The 24,590-nt window shown below is 63.8% G+C and carries 18 protein-coding genes; 10 read left to right on the forward strand and 8 right to left on the reverse strand.

Annotated elements, in window-relative coordinates:
• The first annotated feature begins 233 nt into the window (after window positions 1–233).
• The 9 genes from KF712_18420 (at window position 234) to KF712_18460 (ending at window position 11,598) form a co-directional block, all read left to right on the forward strand.
• A complete protein-coding gene (locus KF712_18420; protein MBX3742966.1) occupies window positions 234–2,009 on the forward strand; it encodes an assimilatory sulfite reductase (NADPH) flavoprotein subunit in 1,776 nt (591 codons plus the stop codon).
• Window positions 2,010–2,114: 105 nt separating this feature from the next.
• On the forward strand, window positions 2,115–3,836 hold the full coding sequence (locus KF712_18425; GenBank protein MBX3742967.1) for an NADPH-dependent assimilatory sulfite reductase hemoprotein subunit: 1,722 nt from the start codon (window positions 2,115–2,117) through the stop codon (window positions 3,834–3,836).
• Window positions 3,837–4,075: 239 nt separating this feature from the next.
• Window positions 4,076–4,819 carry a phosphoadenylyl-sulfate reductase gene (locus KF712_18430; GenBank protein ID MBX3742968.1) on the forward strand — a complete coding sequence of 248 codons (744 nt, stop codon included), beginning with the start codon at window positions 4,076–4,078 and terminating at the stop codon, window positions 4,817–4,819.
• Between the two features lie 104 nt (window positions 4,820–4,923).
• Entirely contained in the window at window positions 4,924–5,886 is a 963-nt protein-coding gene (gene cysK, locus KF712_18435; GenBank protein ID MBX3742969.1) for a cysteine synthase A, read from the forward strand.
• 337 nt (window positions 5,887–6,223) lie between these two features.
• Window positions 6,224–6,574 (forward strand): nucleotide pyrophosphohydrolase, encoded by a 351-nt coding sequence (locus KF712_18440; protein ID MBX3742970.1) that lies wholly within the window; start codon window positions 6,224–6,226, stop codon window positions 6,572–6,574.
• Complete coding sequence (rsmH, locus tag KF712_18445; protein ID MBX3742971.1) at window positions 6,571–7,590, forward strand: 16S rRNA (cytosine(1402)-N(4))-methyltransferase RsmH; 1,020 nt, start codon at window positions 6,571–6,573, stop codon at window positions 7,588–7,590. The genes KF712_18440 and rsmH overlap by 4 nt, the downstream gene beginning before the upstream one ends.
• Before the next feature lie 128 nt (window positions 7,591–7,718).
• Complete coding sequence (locus KF712_18450; GenBank protein MBX3742972.1) at window positions 7,719–8,411, forward strand: SGNH/GDSL hydrolase family protein; 693 nt, start codon at window positions 7,719–7,721, stop codon at window positions 8,409–8,411.
• 51 nt (window positions 8,412–8,462) lie between these two features.
• Window positions 8,463–10,970, forward strand: a complete 2,508-nt coding sequence (locus KF712_18455) for a hypothetical protein (GenBank protein ID MBX3742973.1) — start codon at window positions 8,463–8,465, stop codon at window positions 10,968–10,970.
• Between the two features lie 73 nt (window positions 10,971–11,043).
• The gene (locus KF712_18460; protein MBX3742974.1) at window positions 11,044–11,598 is read left to right on the forward strand and encodes a membrane integrity-associated transporter subunit PqiC; all 555 of its coding nucleotides are present in this window, start codon (window positions 11,044–11,046) and stop codon (window positions 11,596–11,598) included.
• An 82-nt stretch (window positions 11,599–11,680) separates the two neighbouring features.
• On the opposite strand, the gene KF712_18465 is transcribed toward KF712_18460, so the two are convergent.
• From KF712_18465 to ccoG, 8 genes are all read right to left on the reverse strand, one after another.
• Window positions 11,681–12,349, reverse strand: coding sequence for a hypothetical protein (locus KF712_18465; GenBank protein MBX3742975.1), 669 nt, complete (start codon window positions 12,347–12,349; stop codon window positions 11,681–11,683).
• 32 nt (window positions 12,350–12,381) lie between these two features.
• On the reverse strand, window positions 12,382–13,752 hold the full coding sequence (locus KF712_18470; protein MBX3742976.1) for an LptF/LptG family permease: 1,371 nt from the start codon (window positions 13,750–13,752) through the stop codon (window positions 12,382–12,384).
• Between the two features lie 268 nt (window positions 13,753–14,020).
• Window positions 14,021–14,935, reverse strand: a complete 915-nt coding sequence (locus KF712_18475) for a PocR ligand-binding domain-containing protein (GenBank protein MBX3742977.1) — start codon at window positions 14,933–14,935, stop codon at window positions 14,021–14,023.
• Between the two features lie 234 nt (window positions 14,936–15,169).
• A complete protein-coding gene (locus KF712_18480) occupies window positions 15,170–17,362 on the reverse strand; it encodes a serine/threonine protein kinase (protein MBX3742978.1) in 2,193 nt (730 codons plus the stop codon).
• Between the two features lie 140 nt (window positions 17,363–17,502).
• Complete coding sequence (locus tag KF712_18485) at window positions 17,503–18,198, reverse strand: sigma-70 family RNA polymerase sigma factor (protein MBX3742979.1); 696 nt, start codon at window positions 18,196–18,198, stop codon at window positions 17,503–17,505.
• Window positions 18,199–18,333: 135 nt separating this feature from the next.
• A complete protein-coding gene (locus KF712_18490) occupies window positions 18,334–20,772 on the reverse strand; it encodes a heavy metal translocating P-type ATPase metal-binding domain-containing protein (GenBank protein MBX3742980.1) in 2,439 nt (812 codons plus the stop codon).
• A complete protein-coding gene (locus KF712_18495; GenBank protein ID MBX3742981.1) occupies window positions 20,772–21,476 on the reverse strand; it encodes a sulfite exporter TauE/SafE family protein in 705 nt (234 codons plus the stop codon). The genes KF712_18490 and KF712_18495 overlap by 1 nt, the downstream gene beginning before the upstream one ends.
• A 159-nt stretch (window positions 21,477–21,635) precedes the next feature.
• The gene (gene ccoG, locus KF712_18500; protein MBX3742982.1) at window positions 21,636–23,027 is read right to left on the reverse strand and encodes a cytochrome c oxidase accessory protein CcoG; all 1,392 of its coding nucleotides are present in this window, start codon (window positions 23,025–23,027) and stop codon (window positions 21,636–21,638) included.
• Window positions 23,028–23,375: 348 nt separating this feature from the next.
• Between ccoG and KF712_18505 the strand changes: the two genes are divergently transcribed.
• Window positions 23,376–24,551, forward strand: coding sequence for a hypothetical protein (locus KF712_18505; protein MBX3742983.1), 1,176 nt, complete (start codon window positions 23,376–23,378; stop codon window positions 24,549–24,551).
• The last annotated feature ends 39 nt before the right edge of the window (window positions 24,552–24,590 follow it).

The following is a 24,590-nucleotide window of genomic DNA, read 5'->3' on the forward strand; positions in this document are numbered from 1 at the left end:
GATTACTGCCAGTTGATTTGTCTGTCGCTGGAGAGGAGTTTGATTTGTTCCCGGCTGGACCGGGTGTTACTGGAATCCCTAGTAGGGAGTTCCAGACGTCCCCCCCGCCCGCCGTTCGCCCGTTTTCCTGTCCGGCTGTACAGTGCATTGCCCGATATAAATGTTGCGTTCGTTGGGAATTGGCTGCATTTTCTCGCCGAAACCTCACAAAAAGAGGTAAGGAACTAAGGATTATGCTGCCTGAGCACGCACCGTTTACCCCAGACCAACGCAAGGCGTTGGTCTCCATCATTGTCAGTCTCGATCCCACGCAGAAGAGCTGGCTGAGCGGTTATCTTGCCGCCACCGGTGCTTCCGTGTCCTCCGCGGCTGCCACACCCGCACCCGCGCCCTCCGCGAAGCTGACCGTGCTCTATGGCACGGAGTCCGGCAACTCCGAGACGCTGGCCGACCGCACGGTGAAGGAAGCGAAGAAGCGCGGCTTCCAGGCGGTGATGAAGAATATGTCCGACATCAAGCCCGCGGACCTTTCCAAGATCGAGAACCTGCTGGTCATCGTCTCCACCTGGGGCGACGGCGAGCCGCCGGAAACGGCCTCCGCTTTCCACAAGGAGTTCATGGCCGGTGACCTGAAACTCGGCTCCGTGCGCTACTCCGTGTGCGCGCTGGGGGACACGTCCTATGAGAAGTTCTGCCAGACGGGCAAGGACTTCGACACCCGCCTGGAGGCGCTCGGCGCGTCCCGCGTGAACCCGCGCACCGACTGCGACGTGGACTATGAGGAAGGCTACGCCGCGTGGCTGGACGCCGCGCTCAAGGCGCTGGCCCCGACGTTCACCCCGCACCCGGTCGCGTTCAGCGCACCGGCACCCGTGGCCGCCGTGGAGTATGGGAAGAAGAATCCTTTCCCGTCCGAGATCATCGACAACGTGCTGCTCAACGGCGAGGGCACCTCGAAGGAAACCGTCCACGTGGAGTTCTCCCTGTCCGGCTCCGGCCTGACCTATGAGCCGGGCGACGCACTGGCCGTCGTGCCTTTCAACGCTCCGGATGTCGTCGCGGATGTCCTGCAGGCCGCGAAGCTGAAGGGCACCGAGGAGATCGAGGTGAAAAACGTCGGCAAGAAGCTGCTGGCGGACGCCCTGCGCGAGGACTTCGACATCACCGCGCTGTCCCGTGCCGTGCTGACGAAGCTGGCCGAGGCCGCCGATTCCGCATCTCTCAAGGAACTGCTCGCGGAGGACGCGAAGGACAAGCTGAAGGAATACACCTGGGGCCGCGAGATCGTCGATGCGATCGAGGATTTCGCGCCGAAGGGTCTTTCCGCCGGGGCCCTGGCGGGCATCTTCCGCAAGCTGCCGCCGCGCCTTTATTCCATCGCCTCCAGCCCGCTGGCCCATCCGGACGAGGTGCACCTCACCGTCGCCGCCGTCCGTTACGAAACCAACGGCCGGAAGCGCAAGGGCGTGGCCTCCACCTACCTCGCGGATGCCGCTAAGCCAGGGTCGAACGTCTCCATCTTCGTCCAGCCGAACAAGAACTTCCGCCTGCCCGCCGACGGCCACACCCCGGTCATCATGGTCGGCCCCGGTACCGGTGTCGCCCCGTTCCGCTCGTTCATCGAGCACCGCGGCGCGCTAGGCAGCACCGGCAAGAACTGGCTGTTCTTCGGCGACCAGCACTACCTCTACGACTTCCTCTACCAGCTCGAGTGGCAGGACCACCTCAAGAGCGGTGCGCTCAGCAAGCTGGACGTCGCGTTCTCCCGTGACCAGCCGGAGAAGGTGTATGTGCAGGACCGCATCATCGCGAATGCGAAGGAAGTCTACGCGTGGCTGGAGGAAGGCGCGCACTTCTACGTCTGTGGCGATGCCAGCCGCATGGCGCACGATGTCCACGAGGCGCTGATCTCCGTGGTCGAGTTCGAGGGCGGCGTCTCCCGCGAGGCAGCCGAGGCCTATGTCGAGAACCTCAAGAAAACGAAACGCTACCAGCGCGACGTGTATTGAAACAGTGCCGAGTGATCGGTGAGCAGTGATCAGTGAAAGATCCTGCCGCCGGTCATCTGAAGGCCCGAAACCAACTCTTCCACTGATCACTTCCTACTTCTTCCCATGTCCGACAAGAAACTCTCCGCCAACGAAGGCATCAAGACCCGCAGCAACTACCTGCGCGGCACCATCGCGGAAGGTCTGCAGGACCTTTCGACCGGCTCGCTTTCGGAGGATGACCAGCAGTTGCTGAAATTCCACGGCACCTACCAGCAGGATGACCGCGACACCCGCGCCACCCGCCGCAAGCACAAGCTGGACAAGGCGTACTCCTTCATGATCCGCATCCGGGTTCCCGGCGGCGTGGCCACCGCGGAGCAATGGCTGGCGACCGACCACCTGGCCACCACCTTCGCCAACGGCACCATCAAGCTGACCACCCGCCAGGCGTTCCAGTTCCACGGCATCATCAAGTCCAACCTGAAGCGGACCATTGCCGACATCAACAAGGCGGCCATGGATACCATCGCCGCGTGCGGTGACGTGAACCGGAACGTGATGTGCAACCCGAACCCGTATCTCTCCACCGCCCACGCGGACGTGCTGAAGGCGGCGGTCGATATTTCCGCGCACCTCACCCCGCACACCCGCGCCTACCATGAGATCTGGCTGGACGGTGAGAAGGTGCAGACCTCCGAGGAGGAGCAGGAGCCGATCTACGGCAAGACCTACCTGCCGCGGAAGTTCAAGATCACCATCGCCGTGCCACCGAGCAATGACGTGGACATTTTCGCCAACTGCCTTTCCTTCATCGCCATCGTCGAGGGCGGGAAGGTCGTCGGCTACAACGTCGCCGTCGGCGGCGGCATGGGCTCCACCCACGGGAACGAGGCCACCTACCCGCGTCTTGCGGACGTCATCGGCTACTGCACCGCGGAGCAGGTCGTGGATGTTTCCGAGAAGGTGGTGATGGTCCAGCGTGACTTCGGCGACCGCACGGACCGGAAGCACTCCCGCTTCAAGTACACCGTGGACGACCACGGCCCGGAGTGGATCCTGGCGAAGCTCAACGAATACCTCGGCTACGACCTGGAGCCGGCGCGTCCATATGAGTTCGTGGACAACGGCGACCGTTTCGGCTGGCAGGAAGACCCGAACGGGAACTTCCACTACACCATGTTCGTGGAAGGTGGCCGCGTGCTCGACACGCCGTCCTACCCCATGCGCACCGGCCTGCGCGAGATCGCGAAGGTGCATGACGGCGACTTCCGCCTGACCGCGAACCAGAACCTCATGATCGCCAACATTTCTCCGGCGAAGCGCGTCCAGATCGAGGCGCTGATGGAGCAGTACGGCATCAAGGACAGCCATGAGAAAAGCGCGCTGCGCCTCAGTTCCATCGCCTGCGTCGCCCTGCCGACGTGCGGCCTGGCCCTGGCGGAAGCGGAACGCTACCTGCCACAGGTCGTCACGGATTTGGAGGAGACGGTGGAAGAAGTCGGCCTGCGCCACGACGCCATCACCATCCGCATGACCGGCTGTCCCAACGGCTGCGGCCGTCCGTTCATCGCGGAGATCGGCTTCGTCGGTCGTGGTCCGGACCGCTACAACGTCTACCTGGGTGGCGGTCACGCCGGCCAGCGCCTGAATAAGCTCTACCGCCAGGACCTCCCGGCGGCGGAGATCAAGCCACTGCTCACACCCATCCTCAGCCACTACGCCAAGGAACGGAACGAAGGCGAACGCTTCGGCGACTTCGTCATCCGCACCGGCTACGTCGCCGCCACGGTGCAGGGCAAGGACTTCCACGCCAACATCCGGACGGAGGCCACCGCCGCCGTCTGATATTATTGTCCGCCACCTGATCCAGAAGAAATCAAACCGCAGATGAACACAGATTCACGCAGATGAAGAGAATGGATGGGGAATGATGAGTTGGAGATCCCGGGTCTCCGGCATCCGTCATCCCATTCCTTCCATCTGCGTCCATCCCGTCCATCTGTGGTTGAAGAATCCACTTATCCGGGAATCACCGGTTGAAATGCCGCGATCCCCGTTGATCCAACAAAAAACAATTCATCGTCATGGAAGCGCTCAAATTTGAAATCCCCGCGATCGCCGATGTCGATCCGGCAGCCCTTTCCGCGGAACTCGCGCCGCTGCGCGTGGGGGAGCGTCTGGCGTTGCTGCATGAACGGCTGGGTGACCGCCTCGTCGCCTCCACCAGCTTCGGCATCCAGGCCGCGGTGATGCTCAAGCTCATCAACGACCATGCGCCGAAGATCCCCGTCGTCTTCATCGACACCGGCTTTCTGTTCCCGGAAACCTACCGGTATGCGGAGGAGCTGATGTCGAAGCTGAGCATCGACCTCCGCGTCTATCACCCGCAGTACTCCGCCGCCCGCATCCAGGCGCTGTGGGGGAACCTCTGGGACCAGGGGAAGGAAGGCGCGGACAAATACGGCCTCATCACCAAGGTGGAGCCGATGAACCGCGCGCTGCGTGAGACCGGCGCCGACGTCTGGATCAGCGGCCTGCGCCGCTCCCAGTCCAGCACCCGCGCGGAGCGTCCGTTCGTGGAACAGCAGAAGCGCACCATCAAGACCTACCCCATCCTCGACTGGGCGGACGCCCAGGTGGACCTCTACTACCACCAGAACGGCCTGCCGCGCCACCCGCTGGCGGAGAAGGGCTACGTCACCATGGGTGACTGGCACAGCACCCGCCCTGTCGATGAAAACGGCGACGCGGAGTCCACCCGCTACGGCGGCCAGAAGTACGAGTGCGGTCTTCACCTTGACTCCGGCACCTCGGATTTCCAAATCTAACGAAGGTCAACGGCCATCAGTCAGCGGTCACCTCTTTCCCGATGGCCAATGACCGGTGACCGCTGGCGGGCCCCATTTTTCCTAACCCCGAATAAATCGACACCATGGCATTGGCAGAAAACATGGTTGCCACCGTTGGCAACACCCCGCTCATCCGCCTCAATCATCTCACACAGGGACTCGACGCAGAGATCTATGTGAAGGCTGAGTTCTTCAACCCTCTCTTCAGTGTGAAAGATCGTATTGGCAAGGCCATGATCGAGGCTGCCGAGAAGGACGGATCCCTGAAACCCGGCGGTCTCATCATCGAGCCGACCTCCGGCAACACCGGCATCGCGCTGGCCTTCGTGGCCCGTGCGAAAGGCTACCGCATCATCCTGACCATGCCGGAGAGCATGTCGCTGGAGCGCCGCGTGCTCCTGCGCCTGCTGGGCGCGGAGATCGTCCTCACTCCGCGTGCGCGCGGCATGGGCGGTGCCATCGCGAAGGCGAAGCAGCTCATCGAGGAGAATCCCGGCTCCTTCGGCCCCGGCCAGTTCGACAACCCGGCCAACCCGCAGGTCCACCGTGAGACCACCGCCGAGGAGATCTGGAAGGATCTCGATGGCAACATCGACGCCTTCGTCGCCGGTGTAGGCACCGGCGGCACCATCACCGGCGTGGGTGAGGTCATCAAGTCGCGCAAGCCGGACTTCAAGGTCTTCGCCGTCGAGCCGACCGCCAGCCCCGTCATTTCCGGCGGCGCACCCGGTCCGCACATGATCCAGGGCATCGGCGCCGGATTCATTCCCGGCAACCTGAACACCTCCATCATCGACGAGGTCATCCAGGTTTCCAATGACGACGCCTTCGCCACCGCGCAGGCGCTCGCCCAGCTCGAAGGCCTCCCGGCCGGCATCTCCACCGGTGCCAACGTCTGGTCCGCCATCCAGCTCGCCAAGCGTCCGGAGTACAAAGGCAAGAAGATCGTCACCGTCGGCTGCTCCTCCACGGAGCGCTACCTCTCCACCCCGCTGGCTGAAAAGGTCCGCGAGGAGGTGTCGAACCTGCCCGTCGCGGAGATCTGATTGATTTCCCCGTATCTCTCCGAAGCCGCGTCTCCCCACGGAGGCGCGGCTTTTTTCTTTATCCTTTCGGATACCATTTTCCCGTTGCCGGCAAATGGCCGGTAAGGAGGGTGGACATTGCGGCAGAGCCGCCATGTCCGCTACGCTCCCATTCCTGTCCACCGGCTGCAATGGGAACCCATTGCAAAGGCATTCAGAAACACATCCACCGTTTCCTGCTCCGCCAATGCCGCTGGTGGACAAGATGGGATGTAAGCGGACAGAGCGGCTCTGCCGCAATGTCCACCCTGCCTACTCAAAGATTGCCCGCCGCCCTCTGAAATCGTTTCTTCCCTGCATGAGTGATTCGATTGCCGCGCTGACCGGGCGCATCCAGGGCTTCGTGGATGCGCGGGAGTGGCGGAAATACCACAATGCGAAGGACCTTTCCGTGGCCATCGCCGCGGAGGCTGGCGAACTGATGCAGCACTTCGTCTGGCAGCAGGATGACCAGATCGCGGCGCGGGTGGAGGCACGGCGGGATGAGATCGCCTCGGAGATCGCGGACGTCGGCATCCTGCTTTTCGAACTGGCGGACAATCTGGGACTGAAGCTGGGCGAGGTGATGGAGGCGAAGATCGCCAACAACGAGCTGCGCTACCCGGTGGAGAAGGCGCGCGGGAACAACCTGAAGTATTCGGAGCTTTGAGCGAGGAACCGTCACCACGCCCGCCACGCCGGAAGCGCTACAGCGGAAAGAACCCGCGGCGTTTCGAGGACAAGTACAAGGAACACGATCCGGAGAAATACGCGGACACCGTGGCGAAGGTGATCGCCTCCGGGAAGACTCCGGCGGGAGCGCATGTCCCGATCATGGTGGAGGAATGCCTTTCAGCGCTGGCGCTGGAGCCGGGCATGCGCGGTGTGGATGGCACGCTGGGCTATGGCGGCCATGCCTCGCGGATCCTGGAAATGATTTCCCCCGGCGGGCATCTCACCGGGTTGGACCTCGATCCCATCGAGATGCCGAAGACAGAGGCCAGGCTGCGGCAGAAGGGCTTCGGGGAAAAAATGTTCCGCGCGGTGAAGTCGAACTACGCGGGCATCGCGAAGGTGCTGGCGGGGGAACAGGTGGACTTCGTGTTCGCGGACTTCGGTTGTTCCTCCATGCAGTTCGACGATCCGTCGCGTGGTTTCAGTTTCAAGACGGCGGGACCGCTGGACATGCGGATGAACCCGCAGCGGGGTGTTTCCGCAGCGGATTGGCTGGCGAAGACCGGCGCGGAGAAGTTGGAGAAGGCCCTGTGGGACAACTCCGACGAGCCGCGTGCGGAATCCCTCTCCCAAGCGCTGGCCGGGAAGCATTTCAAAACCACCACCGAACTCGCGGAGGCCATCCGTGGGGCGGTGCGGGCGGACGAGGAGGAACTGGACAAGACGGTGCGCCGGGTTTTCCAGGCCATCCGCATCGCCGTGAACGAAGAGTTCACCGCCATCGATGCCTTCCTGCGTGCCGTGCTCGGTTGCCTGAAACCCGGTGGCCGCGTCGCGGTGCTGACCTTTCACTCCGGAGAGGACCGGCGGGTGAAGCTCGCGTTCAAGGCAGGCCTGCGGGACGGCATCTATGCAGGGATCAGCGACGGCCCTGTCGTCGCCGGCGCGGAGGAACGTCGGATGAACCCGCGCAGCTCCCCGGCGAAGCTGAGGTGGGCGGTAAAGGCGTGACGGAGCGCGGACTTCAGTCCGCTTGGCATCGCAAAGATGGAGGGATCACTCCGCTGCACCCATGCGGGCGGGCTTGCCCCACTTTCGGGGGGCTTGCGGGGGAGTGGAAGATCCTGCTAGAAGCGAGGATGGTTAAAAGATGGATCGGTGTGCTGGTGACGGTGATGCTCGGCAACGTGTGTGCCGCGGAGAAGCCGGATGTTTTCAAGAACCTCGCCGCGGGGAAGAAAGAGACGGTGGTGGTCTATGGCACCAGCCTGAGCCATGGCGGGGAGTGGGCGAAGGAAATGCAGCGTTGGTTCGACGCGAAGTATCCCGGACAGGTCAATTTCGTGAACAACTCCGGGCCGGGCCAGCATTCGGGCTGGGGATTGCAGCATGTGGAGGAAAAGGTGGTGAAGCTCCAGCCGGGCCTGGTGCTGGTGGAGTTCGCCTTCAATGACGCGCGGGACAAGTATGACGTCTCCGTGCGGCAGGCGGCGGGGAACCTGGAGAAGATCGTCGCGGCCATCCGCAAGGGCAGTCCGGAAACGGAAATCGTCCTCCAGGTCATGAACGTGGGTTGGGATGTGCCGGACGGCAACCAGAGCCATTCCTGGAGGCCGAAGCTCCAGGACTACAACGACAACTACCGCAAGATGGCGAAGGCCCGTGGGTTCGACCTCATCGACCACTACGCCGCATGGGAGAAGCTGAAGAAGGACGACTTCGAAACGTATAAGAAATACATCCCGGACGGCACCCACCCGGATGCGGCGGGCAGCCTGGCGGTGACCTGGCCTGGCGTGAAGGCATGGCTGGAGAAACGCTCCGGAAAATGAGCCGGTGGTCGGAAAATCGTTCCCGTTGATCCGATGAAAACATCCCCACTCATGAACACGCGGCGCGCATCTCTGGCTGCACTTTTCCTTTCGCTGGCACCGCTGCAGGCGGAGCCGGTGGATGTCAGCCGCTGGGTCCTGCCGGACTACCCGCCGGAGTTTTTCGCGGGCAAGCAGGCGGCCGGGCAGGATGCGCTGGAGTTCTGGATGCAGAGCCTGCATTTCCGCGAGAACATCGGCCGGGAAAAGTTCCGGCGGACCACCTTCGAGAACCTCGCCAGTGGGGATGCCGCGCTGGTCGCGGCGGCGAATGCGGAGATCGCGGCCGGTTGCCGGAAGGCACTGGCGGACATCCCCGCCTTCCGGGAAAAGGGCGCGCGGACCATGCACCAGTGGATCATCTGTGCGCTGCGCGTGCCGGAGGCCCTGACGGATGAGACGCGGGAACTGCTGCTGCGCACGCTGCGGGAGGCGGACCTGACGCACCCGGACAATGACTATGACAACTGGCTGGAGATCGCCGGTGGCAACGGGTCGAACGTGCACGGCCACCTCACCCCGCTGATCCTCGGTGGAGCGCTGCTGGGCGACACGAAGGCGGAGAAGATGGCGTACTGGGGCTTCCGCCGGGAACTGGACCACCAGAACACCACCGGGGATGTGGGGGAGTACAACCTGCTGGAGAACCATTTCAACGGCATCACCGACTGGGAGATGATCAAGGAACACACGCCGGATCCCCATTTACGGCGGATGGCGTACATGATCGCGGAGCGGTGCTGGATCAACCGCGTGCTCACCTGGTCCGCCGCCACGGGCAGGAACACCGGGCCGGGCAGCCGCATGGCGCCCAGCCAATGGTTCGGCTCCGACAGCGAGCGTTTCCTTTTCGCCACCGCCTCCCGGCGGCCGGTGTGGTTGAATCTTTTCCAGAAATGGGACGGGGAGGATCCGAAGGCATTCCGCTCCTCCTGGCCGCTCAACCAGACGCAGGCCCGCCTGCCGGACCTGCCGGACTACCTGGACCCGGTGGCATGGGAAAAGCAGATGCCCCATGAACTGCAGGCCGCGCTGACCCACATCCCGCACGACCGTCATCCCGTGCTGGAGGGGGAAAAGGACGCCGATCCGCTGGCCCCGAAGAAGTATGTGAACTACCAGACGGCGGACTACACGCTGGGATCCTCCACCGGCTCCGGGGTCATCGCGCCGTGCTACGTGGGGGCGGTCGCGTTCTGGAACAACAGCCGGAACCCGGAAGCGCCCATCGGCAGCCCCGAGCGGTTCTGCGCGCTCTACCCGCACTACGTTTTCAACGGCATGAGCTTCCTGGACGATGGCGACCTGTATTTCCAGAAGAAGCCTGACGAACCCCTGTCCGACCACCGTGGCGGTCCGTCCGGGCCATGGCTGCGGGAGTTCATCGAGTTCGGCCGGCTGGGCACCCTCCAGCACCGGAACACGCTCATCGCCTCCTACACCAGCGACACCGCGACGAACCGAGACCGGCTGGTGAAGTCGAAGGTCAACCGCGCTTCCGCAGGCATGTTCCTCATGCGCTGGACGGACGGGGTGGAGGGCCTGTCCATCAACCGGGAGCCGGTGAAATCCCTGCCCGCTGAACTGTCGCCGGGCGACTGGTGGTTCATCGAGGACGGTGACGTCTATGCCGCGGTCAGGCCGCTGGAGGCCACCCGCCTGCGCGGGAAATGCCGGACGGTGCTGGAAAAGCGCACGCGCCACATCGTGCTCTATCAGGACAACCTCGCGGGCGCGGATGCCGAGGGTATCCCGGACCGGGAGTGGGTGGAGGCGCGGTCCGGGTTCGTCGTCGAGATGGGGAACAAGGCGGAGTACGGATCATTCGGTGCCTTCCGCGACCTCATCCTGGCGGGGAAGGTGACAAAGGACTCCTCGGAGGGACTGGAAAGGGAGATCGCCTGGGAGCGGCAGGGGCGGAAGCTGGAGATGAAGTGGAACTGCTACACGGAGGCCTTTTCCCGCAGGCTCATCGACGGGAAGGAAGATCCATGGCCGGATTTCCTCACCGCACCGGAGTTTTCCGTCGGGAAGGGGACCATGTCGGTGAAGGATGCCACACTGGAACTGCCGGAGAGCAAGACGGGCTGGCTGCTGTCCGCCGCGCCGATGAAGACGTGGGTCGCCTACCAACCGGAGGCGGAGGAAAGCATGCGGCTGGGCTTCCGGACACCTGTCGCGGAGGTCACGGCGGATTCATTTCCGTTCGGAAAGATCATCGTGAAGGAAGATGGCGGAAAGATCGTCTGCCACATCGACGCCAGCTACCGTCCTTTCTTCCATTACCCACCGCGTGGGAGCATCTACCAGGCGCGCGGCACCCTGCCGTCGGAGATCGTCATCCGGACCAAGGCGGTGGTGGTGGAGGCGGCCATCAACGGACGGCCCTGTCCGGTGGTCCGGGACGCGGATGGGGTGTTCCGGCTGAATCCCTACCACGATCCCGACGCGATGCGGATCGACGCCGGTTTCCGCGGCATCAGCAAGAAGCGCAAGACCGCGGATGCGGTGGAGGAATAGCATCTCCGCCAGCAAATCCAACATTGCGGAGCGGGCGAAACGTGACATCGTTTGCCGCGATCCCGCTGTTTCAATGACGAAACTCATCCCATTGCTTTTCGCCTGTCTGCTGGCCGCCGGTTGCGGTGGTGGCACGACTTTCTACATGCTCAGCGCGGACGGTCCCATGCCATCGGGTGGTGGCAGGAGCATCGGGGTGGGGCCCGTGGTGCTGGCGGAATACATCAACCGCCCGAACCTCGTTCTCCAGGAGTCGGAGCACTCCCTGGCCGTGGCCAGCGACCACCGCTGGGCCGGTGAACTGGCCAACGGGATTTCCCGCGTGATGGCCGCCAACCTCGGCCGTCGTCTGGGCACCGGGAACGTGCAGGTCTATCCATGGCAGCGGGACAGCGAGATCACCCGGCAGGTGGTCATCGACATCCGCCAGCTCCACGGCGGGGCGGACGGCCATGCGATCATCGAGGCATCCTACCGCGTGTATGACCTCCCGGCAAGGACCCTGCGGGTTTCGAAGACTTTCAACGCCAAGGAACCCTTGGAAAAGGACGGCTATGAGCCGCTGGTCGCCGCCGAATCCCGTCTGCTCTCCAGGCTGGCCGACGCTATCGCCTCGTCGATGCGCTGAGGCAGGGACGGAGCGCGGACTTCAGTCCGCTTGGCTTCGATAAGGACCCTATTCTTCGGGGCGGACTGAAGTCCGCGCTCCATCAGGAATCACGCTTCTCCGTATCCCCATCGTCTTCGTCGTCATCGGACTCATCGGAAGGCGTCGCCTCTTCCACCTCAGCGGAAACGGATTCCACCGGGTTCTCACTTTCAGGAGTCTCCGCCGCCGCCTCCGCCGGGTGCTCGGGTTCCGGTACGCGGCCGTTGTTCTCCAGCAGCACGACGACTTCCTCCTGCACTTTCTCGATCTCGGCGAGGGGGATGTCCGGATCCCGGACGATCATGACCTCGCCGGTCTTCTTGTGCTCGTACACGCGGATGATGCCGTTGGGCGTGCGCTGGCTGTCCGTCTCGCGGAGCAGCTTCTGGCGCTCCAGCATGACGGCCAGGATGTAGCGGGTGTTCTCCGTGTGGTCCTCGTCTTCCTCGATGAGGCGGCGCAGGATTTCCTCCGCGCTGAGTTTTTCCGCAGCGGGCTTTTCCGCCGTGGCGGTGGAGGTGAAGGTGGTCTTCCAGAAAGAGAACGGTTTCCGGGCGTCATCGGCGCGGTCGTTCCAGCCATCGAGGGAGAAATCCTTGCGCAGGTAGCCGCTGGACTCCGGGTCGGGGAAGATGGCGGTGATGATCTGCTGGCCGTTGGTGAATGGGGTTTCAGTCGCCGCGCATTCGCGGGCGCGGGAGCGGAGGTGCCAGTTGTCGCCGAAGGCCATGGTTGGGAATGAAAGGATTGGGAAAGCGGGGATCAGGCGTTGTCGTCCGGGAACAGGGCCTTGATCCGCTGGTAGATGGGCCGGCCGGCCAGACGACGCTGGAAGAGATAGAAGCCAACCACGCCGAAGAGGATGTTCGGCAGCCAGGCGCCCATCATGGGGGAGAGGATGCGGGATTCCCCCAGCACCAGGGAGATGCTGGAGATCAGGAGCATGAGCGCGGAGAGAACCACGGCCAGGAAGATGCCGCCGCCCGCACCACGGCGGGAGAAGTGGATGGCCAGCGGCGCGGCCAGCAGCACCGTCACCAGGCAGGTGAAGGGCAGCGCCCAGCGGTAGTGCCACTGGGTGAGGTAGGGTGCGGGGTTCAGGCTCACCTCGTTGCCCGCATTCGCGCGCAGCCAGCCGTTGAGGTCCGGGACGCCGAGGAAATTCGCGGAAAGCCCCGGCTTGATGATCTGCCAGGGGGTTTCTTTCCAGTCCGTATGGATCACGGGGGTGGTTGACTGGATGAACTCAGGCGGCATGCCCGGGCGGAACAGCCCGATGGTGGGGTTCTCGAACGTCCATGTCTGCTTGGTGCGGTCCCAGAGCGCGCGGCTGGCGGTCAGGCGGCTTTCCAGAGAGTGGTCCGCGCGGGTGGTGGTCACCTCCACATCCAGCAACGGCGCGCCCTTTTCATAGTTCGGCGGAAATATCCCGACCATCCAGAGCCTGCGGGCCTCCGCGTTGCGGTAGAGCACGTTCTTCGCCTGGGTGATGTCCTTGCCGCGGGCGGCGTCCAGGATCTCGTCCTTGCGGCCCTCCGCGGTGGGCGCCCAGTGGTAGTTCAGTCCGGTGCAGAGCAGCGTGCAGAACAGTCCCGCGGCGATGAGCGGGGCGGTGATGCGCGGCACGCTGCGGCCCGTCTGGACGACCGCGACGATTTCCCGGGAGGAGGAGAATTTCCCCAGCGAGTAGAGCAGGGAAAGCAGCAGCGCGTAGGGCAGCAGGAACAGGATGATGGCGGAGGAGCGCGCGGAATAGAAATTCAGCATCGTCAGCGGTGCGTTTCCGCTTTCGAGGAACTCGCTGATGTTGTCCTGCACGTCCATTAGCAGCCAGATGGCGAAGAGGGCGGCCAGGCAGATGGCGAAGATGCCGAGGAACTGCCGGGCGATGTAGCGGTCCAGCGTGCCGCTCAGGGAGTAGGCCACGGCGGCCAGTGCCGGCAGGAAACAGATCCCCGCCAGGATGGTGGGGCGGAAAAGATGGGCGGAAACGTCGGAATCCGGAAATCCGGTGAGCTGGGACTGCACCGCGGCGGTCTCCCCCGGCAGCAGCAGCAGGCAGACGGCGGCGCCCAGAACGGTCAGCACGAGGGGCAGCAGGATCCGGAGGAATATCGGGCGGGAAAGGTTCATGGGCGAACGCGCGGCAAGAATGGCCGGGCGCGGGCGGGGGTGTCGAGCGTGTTCGTGGACGGGAAAATCCACAGCTGAGCCACCTTGAACCTGTTGGAGGGGGATTGGACAGAAAGAGGATTTGGACGAGTTTCTTCAAGCTGCGCCAATCTGCGCCAATCTGCGTTCATCTGCGGTTGATTCCATGACTCCACGAGAGACGCCATCCATTCGGAAGACGTGCTTTGCGAAGCTAAACGCCGGTCTGGAGACCAGCGGTCCCAGCGGCCTAGCTGGCGGCACGGGCGAGTTCTTCCCGGCGGAAGTTCGTCGGGGAATTCCCGGTGAAGCGGGCGAAGCTGCGGTTGAACTGCGACAGGCTCTGGTAGCCGATCTGGAAGGCGATCTCGGATACACGCACCTCCGGTTTCAGCAGTTCCCGCTTCGCCCACTCGATCCGGCGGCGGTTGATGTAGTCCGTGAGGGTGAGGTGGGTGGCTTCTTTGAACAGACGGCAGAAGTGGGACTCGCTGACCCCGGCCTCCTTGGCGACGAGGGCGAGTGGCAGCGGCTCGGAAAGGTTCTTTTCGATGTATTTCTTCGCCCGCACCACGGAGGATGGCTCGTTGTTCGCGTCGATGATGGCCAGTTTCTCCGCGTGCTTGCCCAGTTGGTCGGCGAAGGTGGAGAGCAGGGTGATCATGCTCTGGTAGCGTTCCGGCTCCACGGTCCGGGTTTGGAGGTAGGCGGTGCGCATTTCCTCCGTCTGGTTTTCGGTGAGGCCCTGGCGGGAGAGCGTCTTTGCCACCGCGCGGAAGGTTTCCTCATCCGGCACGTTGTGGAAGACCTGGCCCGTCTTGAGAAAGCCGATGAGGCGGCTTCCAGCCAGGATCGGCACCGCGGAGGCGGACATCCCGGCGAAGCAATGGCAGGTCGTGGGGCCGTTGACCTTCGCCTCCTCCATGAGGCGGCGGTTCACGGTGATGCACGCGTGGCAGGCGGAGCTGCAGAGGTTCAGTTTCTCACAGAATGGGCTGCGGTTCACGGAGGCCTCATCCAGACACCAGGTTCCCGTATCATTGTCCACCAGCCGGAGCGGCAGGCCCGTCGCGCTCCGGAAGGCATTCTGGTAGGTCACGAATAGCTCGGAACTCCGGAGTTTCTCGAAAAGGGAGCGTTCAAACGGATACTCGTCTTGGGTCATGTCCTGCGGGATAGGTACGTTCTGGCGGGATCGTACACAGGACTTCCTGACAAGGCAACTTCAAGGAAAGTTTTCGATGGGGGGCTCGGGGACCCGCCGCCTTGTTGATCTTCGTGAAAAATGGAGTGACGCCCGGAGGCAGGTAATGATTTCCCCAAAGCGACGGCATGCCGGAACCTGTCCTCACCATGCCATCCTCCATGGGAGCGGGTATGTCACTTCATTTCAAAAGCATCAATATTCTTCTTCAGGTGCCGGTGTGCTGTTGCGGTCCTTGTCATCCGTGGAAATCAGGGCAAGCAGTTCCAGGGCTTTCTCCGGTTCCCCCCGCTCCTTGAAAAGACGGGCGAGCGTCGTGATCTCATTGTCGAGAATTTCGAGGCGGTGGGAGGGATTCGCGGAGCGGAGGGCGGCGGTGGCGCGCAGGGCCTCGGCGGATTCATTGAGATTTCCGGTTCTGCGTTCGAGGCTTGCAAGCCGGAGGAGGGGTAGCAGATGTTCCGGATGATCCTCTCCCAAGATCCGGCCCGAGTCTTCGCATGCCGAACGGATCAATGGTTCGGCTTCCTCCAAGCGGGCTTGTTGCAGCAGGAGGGAACCCAGATTGCCGCGGATGCGCAGGGTTTCCGCGTGCCTCTCTCCATAAAGCCGGGAGAGAATATCGTGCGCCTTGAGGTAGTGCTTTTCAGCGTCCTTCAGTCGATCGGGATTGTCTTTTTGTTGGAGAATGTTCTGTCCGATCGCCGAATGGCTGGCGGCGACCGACCGACAGTTTTCTCCCAGTATCCTGATTTGGAATTCCATCCACCGCCTGACTGCTTTTTCGGCTTCGTAGGGCTTCTTTGAATTTTTCAGGATTAAGGCGATACTTGGAACCGTATCGGCCAGTGGCCGGAGTTGTCGCGGGGGGATCGAGGGATCATCCGCCAGGGCGAGCATCCGTTCAAATCCTTCTCTCGCCGGGATGGCGGCTTCTTCCTGATCGCGGGACATGATGGCGTAGCCCAACCAGTTGAGATCGATGGCCAGACGTATCTTCCCTTCCGGTAAAGTCCGGTAGATGTCGATGGCGCGGCGAAGATTCTTCTCCGCTTCCTTTTGCTTCCCGATCCGATGATAGGCCCAGCCGACTGATTCTTTCAGATAGGCTTCCAGGTCCGGCTGGCCGGAAATTTCCCTGTCGATCCGGCTGGCTGCGTTGTCCAGGATGCTTTTCAGCAGGGTTGTGTCCGCTCCGTCAGCGATCGATGGTGTCACTCCTTGCAGAATGCTGGAAAGGAACATCGCCGCTTGGTAACTCTTCGCAGCTTCGACGAGAGCCTTTTGTTCATGTCTCCGGGCTTCCCGCTCGGATCGTTTCGCCTGGATGGCGGAGATGGTGCTGAACACGGAAGCTCCGATCACGACGAGGAGAAAACCGGCGGAGACGGCGACCCCCGTCCGGTGGCGCCGGATGAATTTCCCGAACAAATATGCCCTTCCGGGTTTGCGGGCGGTGATGGGGAGATTCCGCAGCCAGGCATCGATGTCCTGTGCGAGGGCCGTGGCGGATTCATAACGGAGGTCCCGGTCCGTTTCGAGAGCCTTCAGGGTGATGGCATCCAGATCCCCCCGGACGAGGGCGGCCCGGCGGGTGTCGCGGGTGGCGATGCGGACGGATGGTGCCACGACGGCCTGTTCCAGGAGGACGCGGCGCATCTCCTCGATGCCGCCAGGGCCGGATTTGCCGGGAAGATGTGGCAGGCTGCCGGTGAGGAGCTCGTAGAGGAGAATGCCCAGGGAATAGACGTCGCTCCGCGTATCCACATCGTCGGATCCGAGGCCGATCTGTTCGGGACTCATGTAGCCGGGCGTACCCACGAAGCCGGTGAGAGCCGTGTAGAGGGTGGCTTCGGAGAACCCATCCGTTCCGACCGCTTTGGAGATCCCGAAGTCGATGACCCTTGCGGCGGGTTCTCCGTTTTCCTCCGTCACTAGGATGTTGGTTGGCTTGATATCGCGGTGGATCAGGCCCTTCTGATGTGCGTGCCGGATGGCGTCGCAGATCTTGAGGAAGATCCCCAACCGCTCCCGGACGCCGAATCCCTTGCCCTCGCAATACTCGGTGACGGGAGTCCCCCGCACATATTCCATCGTGAAAAACGGGCGTCCTTCCTCCGTCATGCCGGAATCGACGATGGGAACGATCCCTTCGTGATTCATCCTGCCGAGAGCCTGCCGTTCGGCTTCGAAGCGCCGCAGGATCAGGCGGCTGTCCATACCCGGCTTGAGAACCTTCAGGGCGACTTCATTCCAGCCCGCGTGCAGCCGTTCCGCCAGATAGACGTCCCCGCACCCTCCTTCACCGATGCGTTCGAGCAGTGCGTAGCCTGTGATCCGTGGGAAATCCCCGGGCTGGAGGCTGGCCGTATCCCAAGTCCCGTCCATGTCCGGGAGGGCGAGTTCCAGGAGCCTCCTGGCTTGGGACAAGTCCCCCTCACCGCCGGAGATCTCCGGAGAAACCTTTGTTGGATGGGGCTGAGGGGACGGGTCCATCATAACACTGAAAACGGAATGGCTGCCGCCGGTTACAGGATCGGCCTGTCACGGGTGGTCCTGAGGGCGTCGATGAGATGGCGGAGTTCGGTTTCGATTTCCTCAGGACTCTCCACGGTTCTGGAGATTTCCCCGCGCAGCAGATGACCGAGCTTGCGGCGGAGCCTGTGAACGGTCACTTTCACACTGCCCTCGGTCATTCCCAGTTCGGCGGCGGCTTCCCCGACTGGCATCCCGTCTTCGAGCAGATACGGTCGCAGGTGTTTGAACAGGCGTGCTTTGTCCGCCTTTTCATATTCCCGCCTGAGGTGATCCACCGCGGTATCGATGAGTGCCAGCGCCCAGTGACGGTCGAAGAGCTGGTCCGGGGATAGGGTATCAGCCGGCTCCTTGTCCTGAAATCCGTCCTCGCTGAGTCCTTCCAGCGACAGGGGGATGATTCCGCCCCCCCGCTTCCAGGAGGTGCGCCGCCGCCAGTCGTTTTTCAGGAAGTTCGAGCAGGCTGTCAGCAAGAAGCTCCGGAAGCGTCCTTTGCTCCGGTCGATCCTGAGGAAGGTTCCATTTTCCAGCAGATGGGCGAAGAATGCCTGGGTGAGATCCTCCCCATCCTCCGGTCCGCGCCCGCTGCGCCGTATATAGGCATACACCGGCTTCCAGTAGGTTTGGCACAGTTGTTCCAGTATTTTCCGGGAGCGGTCGGGATCCTCCGCCACGCATTGCGTGAACATCGCCCAATCCGTCGTAGGAAATCGTCTGTCACCTTCATTCTTGATCACTTGGGGGATGGATAACAGGGTTATCCATGGTGTTTCGAGGACTTTCTGCTCTTCGGAGATATGGGGATACTCGCGTTACCTGGTCTCTCATCCCTGTGTCGGCATGCGTGCCGCTTGTGGCAACGGGGAGACATGAAGGGGAGCCGCATCGCTGGCTTTCTCCCCTCCGGGTGACGCGGGCTGCCGCAGGCCGAAGGTGACGATGGCTAGGGAAACGGCGGAGCTGAGAGGCATGATGATGGCGGCTACCAGCGGGTTCATGTGGCCCAGCGCGGACACGGAGATGGCGCCCAGGTTGTAGATAAGCGCGAAGGCGAAGGCGATGTGGACCACCCGCCGCCGCCGCCGTGCCAGGGACAGCAGGCGTGGCAGGAAGCGCAGCCCGTGGCCCATGAAGAAGAAGTCGGCCTTTGCCTCCAGCAGGCTGCGGTCCACCACCGGAGTGCCCGTGGCCCATGCCGCGTTGAACGCCAGGGAGTCATTCGCACCATCGCCCAGGTAGAGCGTGTCCCGGTGGTCCAGTTGGCGGACGATCTCCTCCTTGTCGATGGGGGAAAGGGAGGCATACGCGTCCTCCGGGGGGATGCCCAGCAGCTCCGCGGCGGCAGCCACTTTTTCAAAGCGGTCGCCTGAAAGGATGATGAGGCGGTGGTCCTTTTTCAGCGCGTTGAGGGCGGCGGTCGCGTCCGGGCGCAGGGATTCGTGGAAGCGGAAGCACGCCATGATCTCATCGTTCCTGCGCAGTTCCGCATCATGGGAAATGCCGGTGCGGCGAGGGGGTGAAGGGATGTTTTCCTGGCTCAACCAGCCGGGCCTGCCGAGGAACCACACCGTGTCGTCCGTGAAGAAATGTCTGCCGACGCCGGGAGTGTCGTGGATCTTCGCGTGGCCGTGGGTGCGGAGCAGCGTCTGCCCCTCATGCCCCAGGTTTTCCAGCAGGGAGCGTGATACGGGATGGAGCGAACCGGCGGTCAGGCGGGCCAGTGCCAGCCGTGACTCCGCAGGAAGCGCCTTGATGACACCGGGATCCGCCAGCAGCGGACGTTCCAGAGTGAGGGTGCCCGTCTTGTCGAAGATGATGGTGCGCACCGTCTTCAGCCGGGACCACAGCAGGGACTCCCGGATGAACACGCCGGAGCGTTCCATGATGGAGCCGCACAGTTCATCAGCGAAGGGCAGCGCCAGCCCCAGCGCGCACGGACAGGACACCACGAAGATGGAGATCATGACCTGCAGCGCTTCCGCTGCGGGGACATGCCGCAGCCACCAGAAGAACGCGGCCATGCCGATGGCCAACACACACAGCAGATAGACACGCAGCAGCCGCTCCAGTGCGGGCACCCGCACCGTCTCCCGCCGCGTGTCCGCCAGCCGGGAAAGCAGGGAGTCCGCCCACGTTTCCTCCGCCGTCAGCGTCACCGGCTTTTGCCCCAGGTGGATGGCCCCGGCGGGAAGCCTCCGTCCGGGCTGGAACGTGACCGGCTCCGCCTCGCCGTTGATCCACTCCAGCGAGAAATCCGCCGCCATGCCGTCCAGAGTTGCGGCCACCGGCACGGACTGCCCCGGTGACAGGGCGAAGCGCAGGCCGGGCGTGATCTCTTCCAGCGGAACCTCGCCGTCCCTGTCCGGGGAGGTCACATGCGCCGGCACGGGCCGCTGCCGCTGGAGCCGGTTGCGGTTCCGTTCGACCGCGGAAAGCTGGAGGAATCTCCCTCCCAGCATCAGGAAGATGAACATCGACACGAAGTCGAAGTAGAGCAGCCCTTTCACCCCCGCCGCCCAGCCGGTGATGGAGCCGCCATAGGCCAGCAGGATGCCCAGCGCGATCGGCAGGTCGATGTGCAGGATGCCGTGGCGCACCGACTTCCACGCCCGGCTGATGAAATACGTGCCGCCCGTGAGCATGGACAGCGTCGCGGAAAGAAAGGCCACCAACTGGAAGATCCCGGCGAAGGCGAAGTCCTCCGGCATGCCGACGTAGGTGGGCAGGGTGAAGACCATCGCGTTCATGGCGAAGGCCCCGCACAGCCCCAGCTTCACGCCCAGCCGCCGCGTCTCGCCGCCGCTCCTTTTCCGGAACGGTCCCAGCGTGTAGCCGAAGGATGCCAGCTCGCGGGCGAAGGCGGGCAGGTCCGTCTCTCCTTGTGTCCAGCGCAGGTGGAGCGTGCCGGTGGCGGGTTGCGCCGCGGCTTCCAGCGCGCCGGGCTGGCGGAGGAAGATCTTTTCCACCAACCAGACGCAACCGACACACGAGAGGCCTTCGAGCGAGAAATCCGCTTCCGCGGACTCTCCGGGTTTTTGGTTGCCCTCGTCCCCCCGTGTGCCGGTTGGGAGCCATGAGAAATCGTGGGATTCAAAGGGGACGCTACGCGCGGGCTTGGCCGCGGATCCGCCCCGCAGTTCGTAGAAACGATCCAGCCCTTCATGGTGGATCAGGCCGTGGACGTATTCGCAGCCACGGCAGCAGAAGGATTCCTCCGGGGTGGCGGGGGAGAAGTGGGTTCCGCAATGGAGGCAGGAGGACATCAGTGGCAGCAGGATGGGAGTTCCTTTCCGGCGGCGGAGTCCGGGGCGTGGAAGGGGAGGGTGCCATGGAGGCGGAACGCCAGCACCAGCGCGGCGGCCAGCGCCAGGCCGCGTTTCACCCGGTTCATGCCTACGGGGCCAAGCCGCTGCTCGAGATAGCGGACATGGTGCTGCGCCAGCCACAGCAACGGCACCGTGCCCAGGCCGAAGGCCAGCGCGAACTCCGCCCCGCGGATCGCGGAGCCGCTCAGCAAGGTCGCGCCGAACAACAGGTAGAGCGGCCCGCACGGCAGCAGCGGCGTGAGCAGCCCCATGGCCGCACCACCGCGCACCGCGGAAAGACGGCCGAGCCGGAACCGCATGCGCGTGGTGAAACGCAGCAGCGCGGGCGGGCGGGGCAGCTTCTTTTCAAGTCCGAGGCCGAAGAGGATGAGCAGCGCCACCAGCACCCACGGCAGCAGCGCCGCGGGCGAAGCAAAGAACCACTCCAGCGGCTGCCGGCCCAGCGCCCCGCACAACGCCCCCACCAGCGCGTAGCTGGTGAGCCGCGCCACATGGTAGGCGATGATGCCCGCCTGCCGCTGCGCCTCCGTGGCGGGGAGGGAGGACAACCCGCACGCGATGGGGCCGCACATACCCACGCAGTGGACGCTGGTCACCAGACCTGCGGCCAATGCTCCGATGGTGGTGTGGATGGCGTCCATTGCGTGCGGGCGCGGGGGGAAATCCTTTCAGCGGGAAAGTTCCACCGTCTGCGGGCTGAAGCGGCTCGCCACCACCAGCAGGCTGGTCCAGGCGACGATGAGCAGGAGGAACGCTCCGATGACGAACAACCAGGGATGTTTCATGATGGACAGTTGGGTTCAGGATCTGGGGTTGGGGCCTAGAAAGCGGACGCTCTGGCGGACCGTGGCATTCCCCGGCTCCGCGTGGATGATGAAGGTGATCTCCCGCGGACCCTTGTAGTGCGCGCGCTCCTGCAGCACGACGATGGGGCGGGCCAGTTCGCCCAGCGCATCCAGGGTGATGGTTTCCCCCGCGCCGCTGGTGGTGAATCCCTGCGGATTCCCTTCCAGTGAAATGGTGAAGCGCACCGGTTGGTTCCGCTTGTTCACCAGGCGCACCTTGTAGTGGTTCCGCACCGTGGCGGCGTCATTGTAGAACGACGGTCCCAGCGCGCGCGTGACCTCCGCGAAGACCGGCTTCGCCTTGTGGAAGGCCACCGCGCCCAGCACCGCCATCCCCACCACACCGAGAAAGGAATAGGCCAGGATGCGCGGGCGGAGGATGCGGGTTTTTCTTCCCGCCAGCCCCTTGGTCGAGTCATAGCGCACCAGCCCCGTCGGCCGCTTCAGTTTGCGCATGATGTCATCGCACGCGTCGATGCACGCCGCACAGCCGATGCACTCCATCTGCAAGCCGTTGCGGATGTCGATGCCCGTCGGGCAGACCTGCACGCAGCGGGTGCAGTCCACGCACGCGCCCGCGTCGGGATTCGTCGCCTTGCCCCTCGGCTCGCCCCGCCGCGCGTCGTAGCCGATCACCACCGTCTCATCGTCCGTCAGCGCGGACTGGATGCGGCCATACGGGCAGAGGATGATGCAGAACTGTTCCCGGAAGTAACCGAAGCAGAAGAAGAACGCGGCGGTGAAGAACGCCACCGTGCCGAACGCGGTGAGGTGTCCCATCGGTCCTTCCTTCACCGCCGTGTAGAGGCCGCGCAGGGAGACGAAGTAGGAAAGGAACACGTGCGCCAGCACTGCGGAGGCCAGCAGATAGAGGCCGTTCTTGATCGCCCGTTTCGTGATCTTCCGTGCCGTCGCCGGGGCGGCGTCCAGCCTCCTGCGGGCGGACGCGTCGCCGTCCACCAGCCGCTCGATCCGGCGGAACACATGCTCCAGGAAAACCGTGTAGGGGCAGGCCCAGCCGCACCACAGGCGGCCCAGCAGCGCCGTGAGGAAGAACAGCAGGAAGCCCAGCCCGCTGATCCCGAAGAACAGCACCCACAGGTCTTGCGCCAGCAGCGTGAGGCCCAGGAAATGGAAACGCCGCTCCGCCACATCCAGGAACACCGCCGGAGCGCCGTTCACCGGGATCCATGGCAGGGCGACGTAGATGCCGATGAGCATCACGGCGAACCACCGCCGTGCCCGCGTGAATTGTCCCTTCACATCCGCCGGATGCAGGACGTGGTGGGAGCCATCCGCGTTGATCGTGGTCACGGAGACCAGATTCGGACGCTTTTGGGATGGCAGCAGGGCGGGCACGACCGGGAAGATCGCAGATCACCCCGTGGATGGCTCCGCAGGGATTGGCGGAAACTGTGCGGATGTTGCTGGGGGGGGGAGGTGAGTGGCAGCGGTTCTGGTTGGAGCGCGGACTTCAGTCCGCCCCGGAGAATACAGCCACCGAAGCCAAGCGGACTTCAGTCCGCGCTCCGACCGCATGGGCGCAACGGCGTGCGCCCCTCCATTGACCGAAGCTTTCCACCCGCCGCACCGCTTTCGTCATTGAAACACCCTGCGGATCTGGATTGGAATGAAATAACAGGAAACCGCTGATGAAGGGGGTTCTCCACCCATGAAACCCATTTGACCGGACCGATGAAACCCACCGCCATCCTTGCCATCGTTGCCTGCACCGCTGTCGCCGCATTCCTCGCTGGCCGGATGGGGAAGGAAAAGGATGACGGCCGGGAGGGGGCGCGGGACGGGGCGGCTGCCGCCTCCCCATCCGCGGGCCGGAGCCTGGTGGAGACCAGGGCGGATCGCCCCGGAAAGCGGCTATCTGCCCCGGAATCCGGGGCCGCCTCCGGTGTGGTGACGCTCGAACAGGCACGGAGGATGACGCGCGAGGAGAGGCTGGCGATGATCGAGAAGGGGGCGAAGCTTGCCGGAGGAACCGCCCAGAAAGATCTCATCCTGGGCGTCATCGGCGCGTTGCAGGCGGGTGAGATACGGGATGCCGTGGATCTCATCGGCAAGGCGCAGCGGAATGGCAACTTCCAGGCTCCGGAGGTGTGGGCGGCGATGTGGACGCAGTGGGGCAAGGTCGCCCCGGAGGATTGTTTCGCCAGGTTCCGCGAGCGGCCGGAAGGCAAGGGGAGGGATGATGTGCGCAACACCATGCGGGGCTGGCTGGAAACGGACCCGGCGGGCGCGCTTGCCTGGGCGAAGCAGCCGGACCGCACTCCGCTGGAAGCTTCTGCCGCCGCCCTCGCCATCTCCCATGGGGCGCAGGGGGATGCGGCGAAGCTGCAGGCCACCATCCTGGACATGCCCGAAGGAGTGCTGCGGAAGGAAACGTTGAAGGATCTCTACGACATCGAAGGCATGAAGGACGGTGGCAGGAGTCCGGAGGTGATTTATGCGGAAATGCCGGACAGCCTGAAGGCGGACGCGTGGTCGGTCACCGCGCAGCGGCTTGCCTTCAGCGACCAGGAGGCGGCGAAGCAATGGATCACGGAACATGCGGGCGAGCCGGGGACCGACTACGGGGCCACCCGGAGGATGGTCATGGATCTGGCGAACGGGGATGCCGCCGCAGCGACGAAGTGGGCGGTGGATCTTCCCGGCCTGCCCCAGGCACCGGGGGAGTATCCCGCATCCGGCGTCCATCCGGTGGCCATCACGGGTTCTCGCTGGCTCCAGGTGGATCCGGAGGGTTTCAAGACCTGGCTGGCCACGCAGCCGCAGGATCAGGTGTGGGTGAAGCAATTCCAGTCCGTCATCGCCAGGTCGGCTCCCGGCGGCGGTGGACCTCAGGTCGCGCCGCAGTGATGTGGCGGGAGAGGAGCACGCCGCAACGCCTTCTTCGCA

The sequence above is a fragment of the Akkermansiaceae bacterium genome (assembly GCA_019634595.1).
In the GTDB taxonomy this organism is placed as follows: Bacteria; Verrucomicrobiota; Verrucomicrobiia; order Verrucomicrobiales; family Akkermansiaceae; genus Luteolibacter.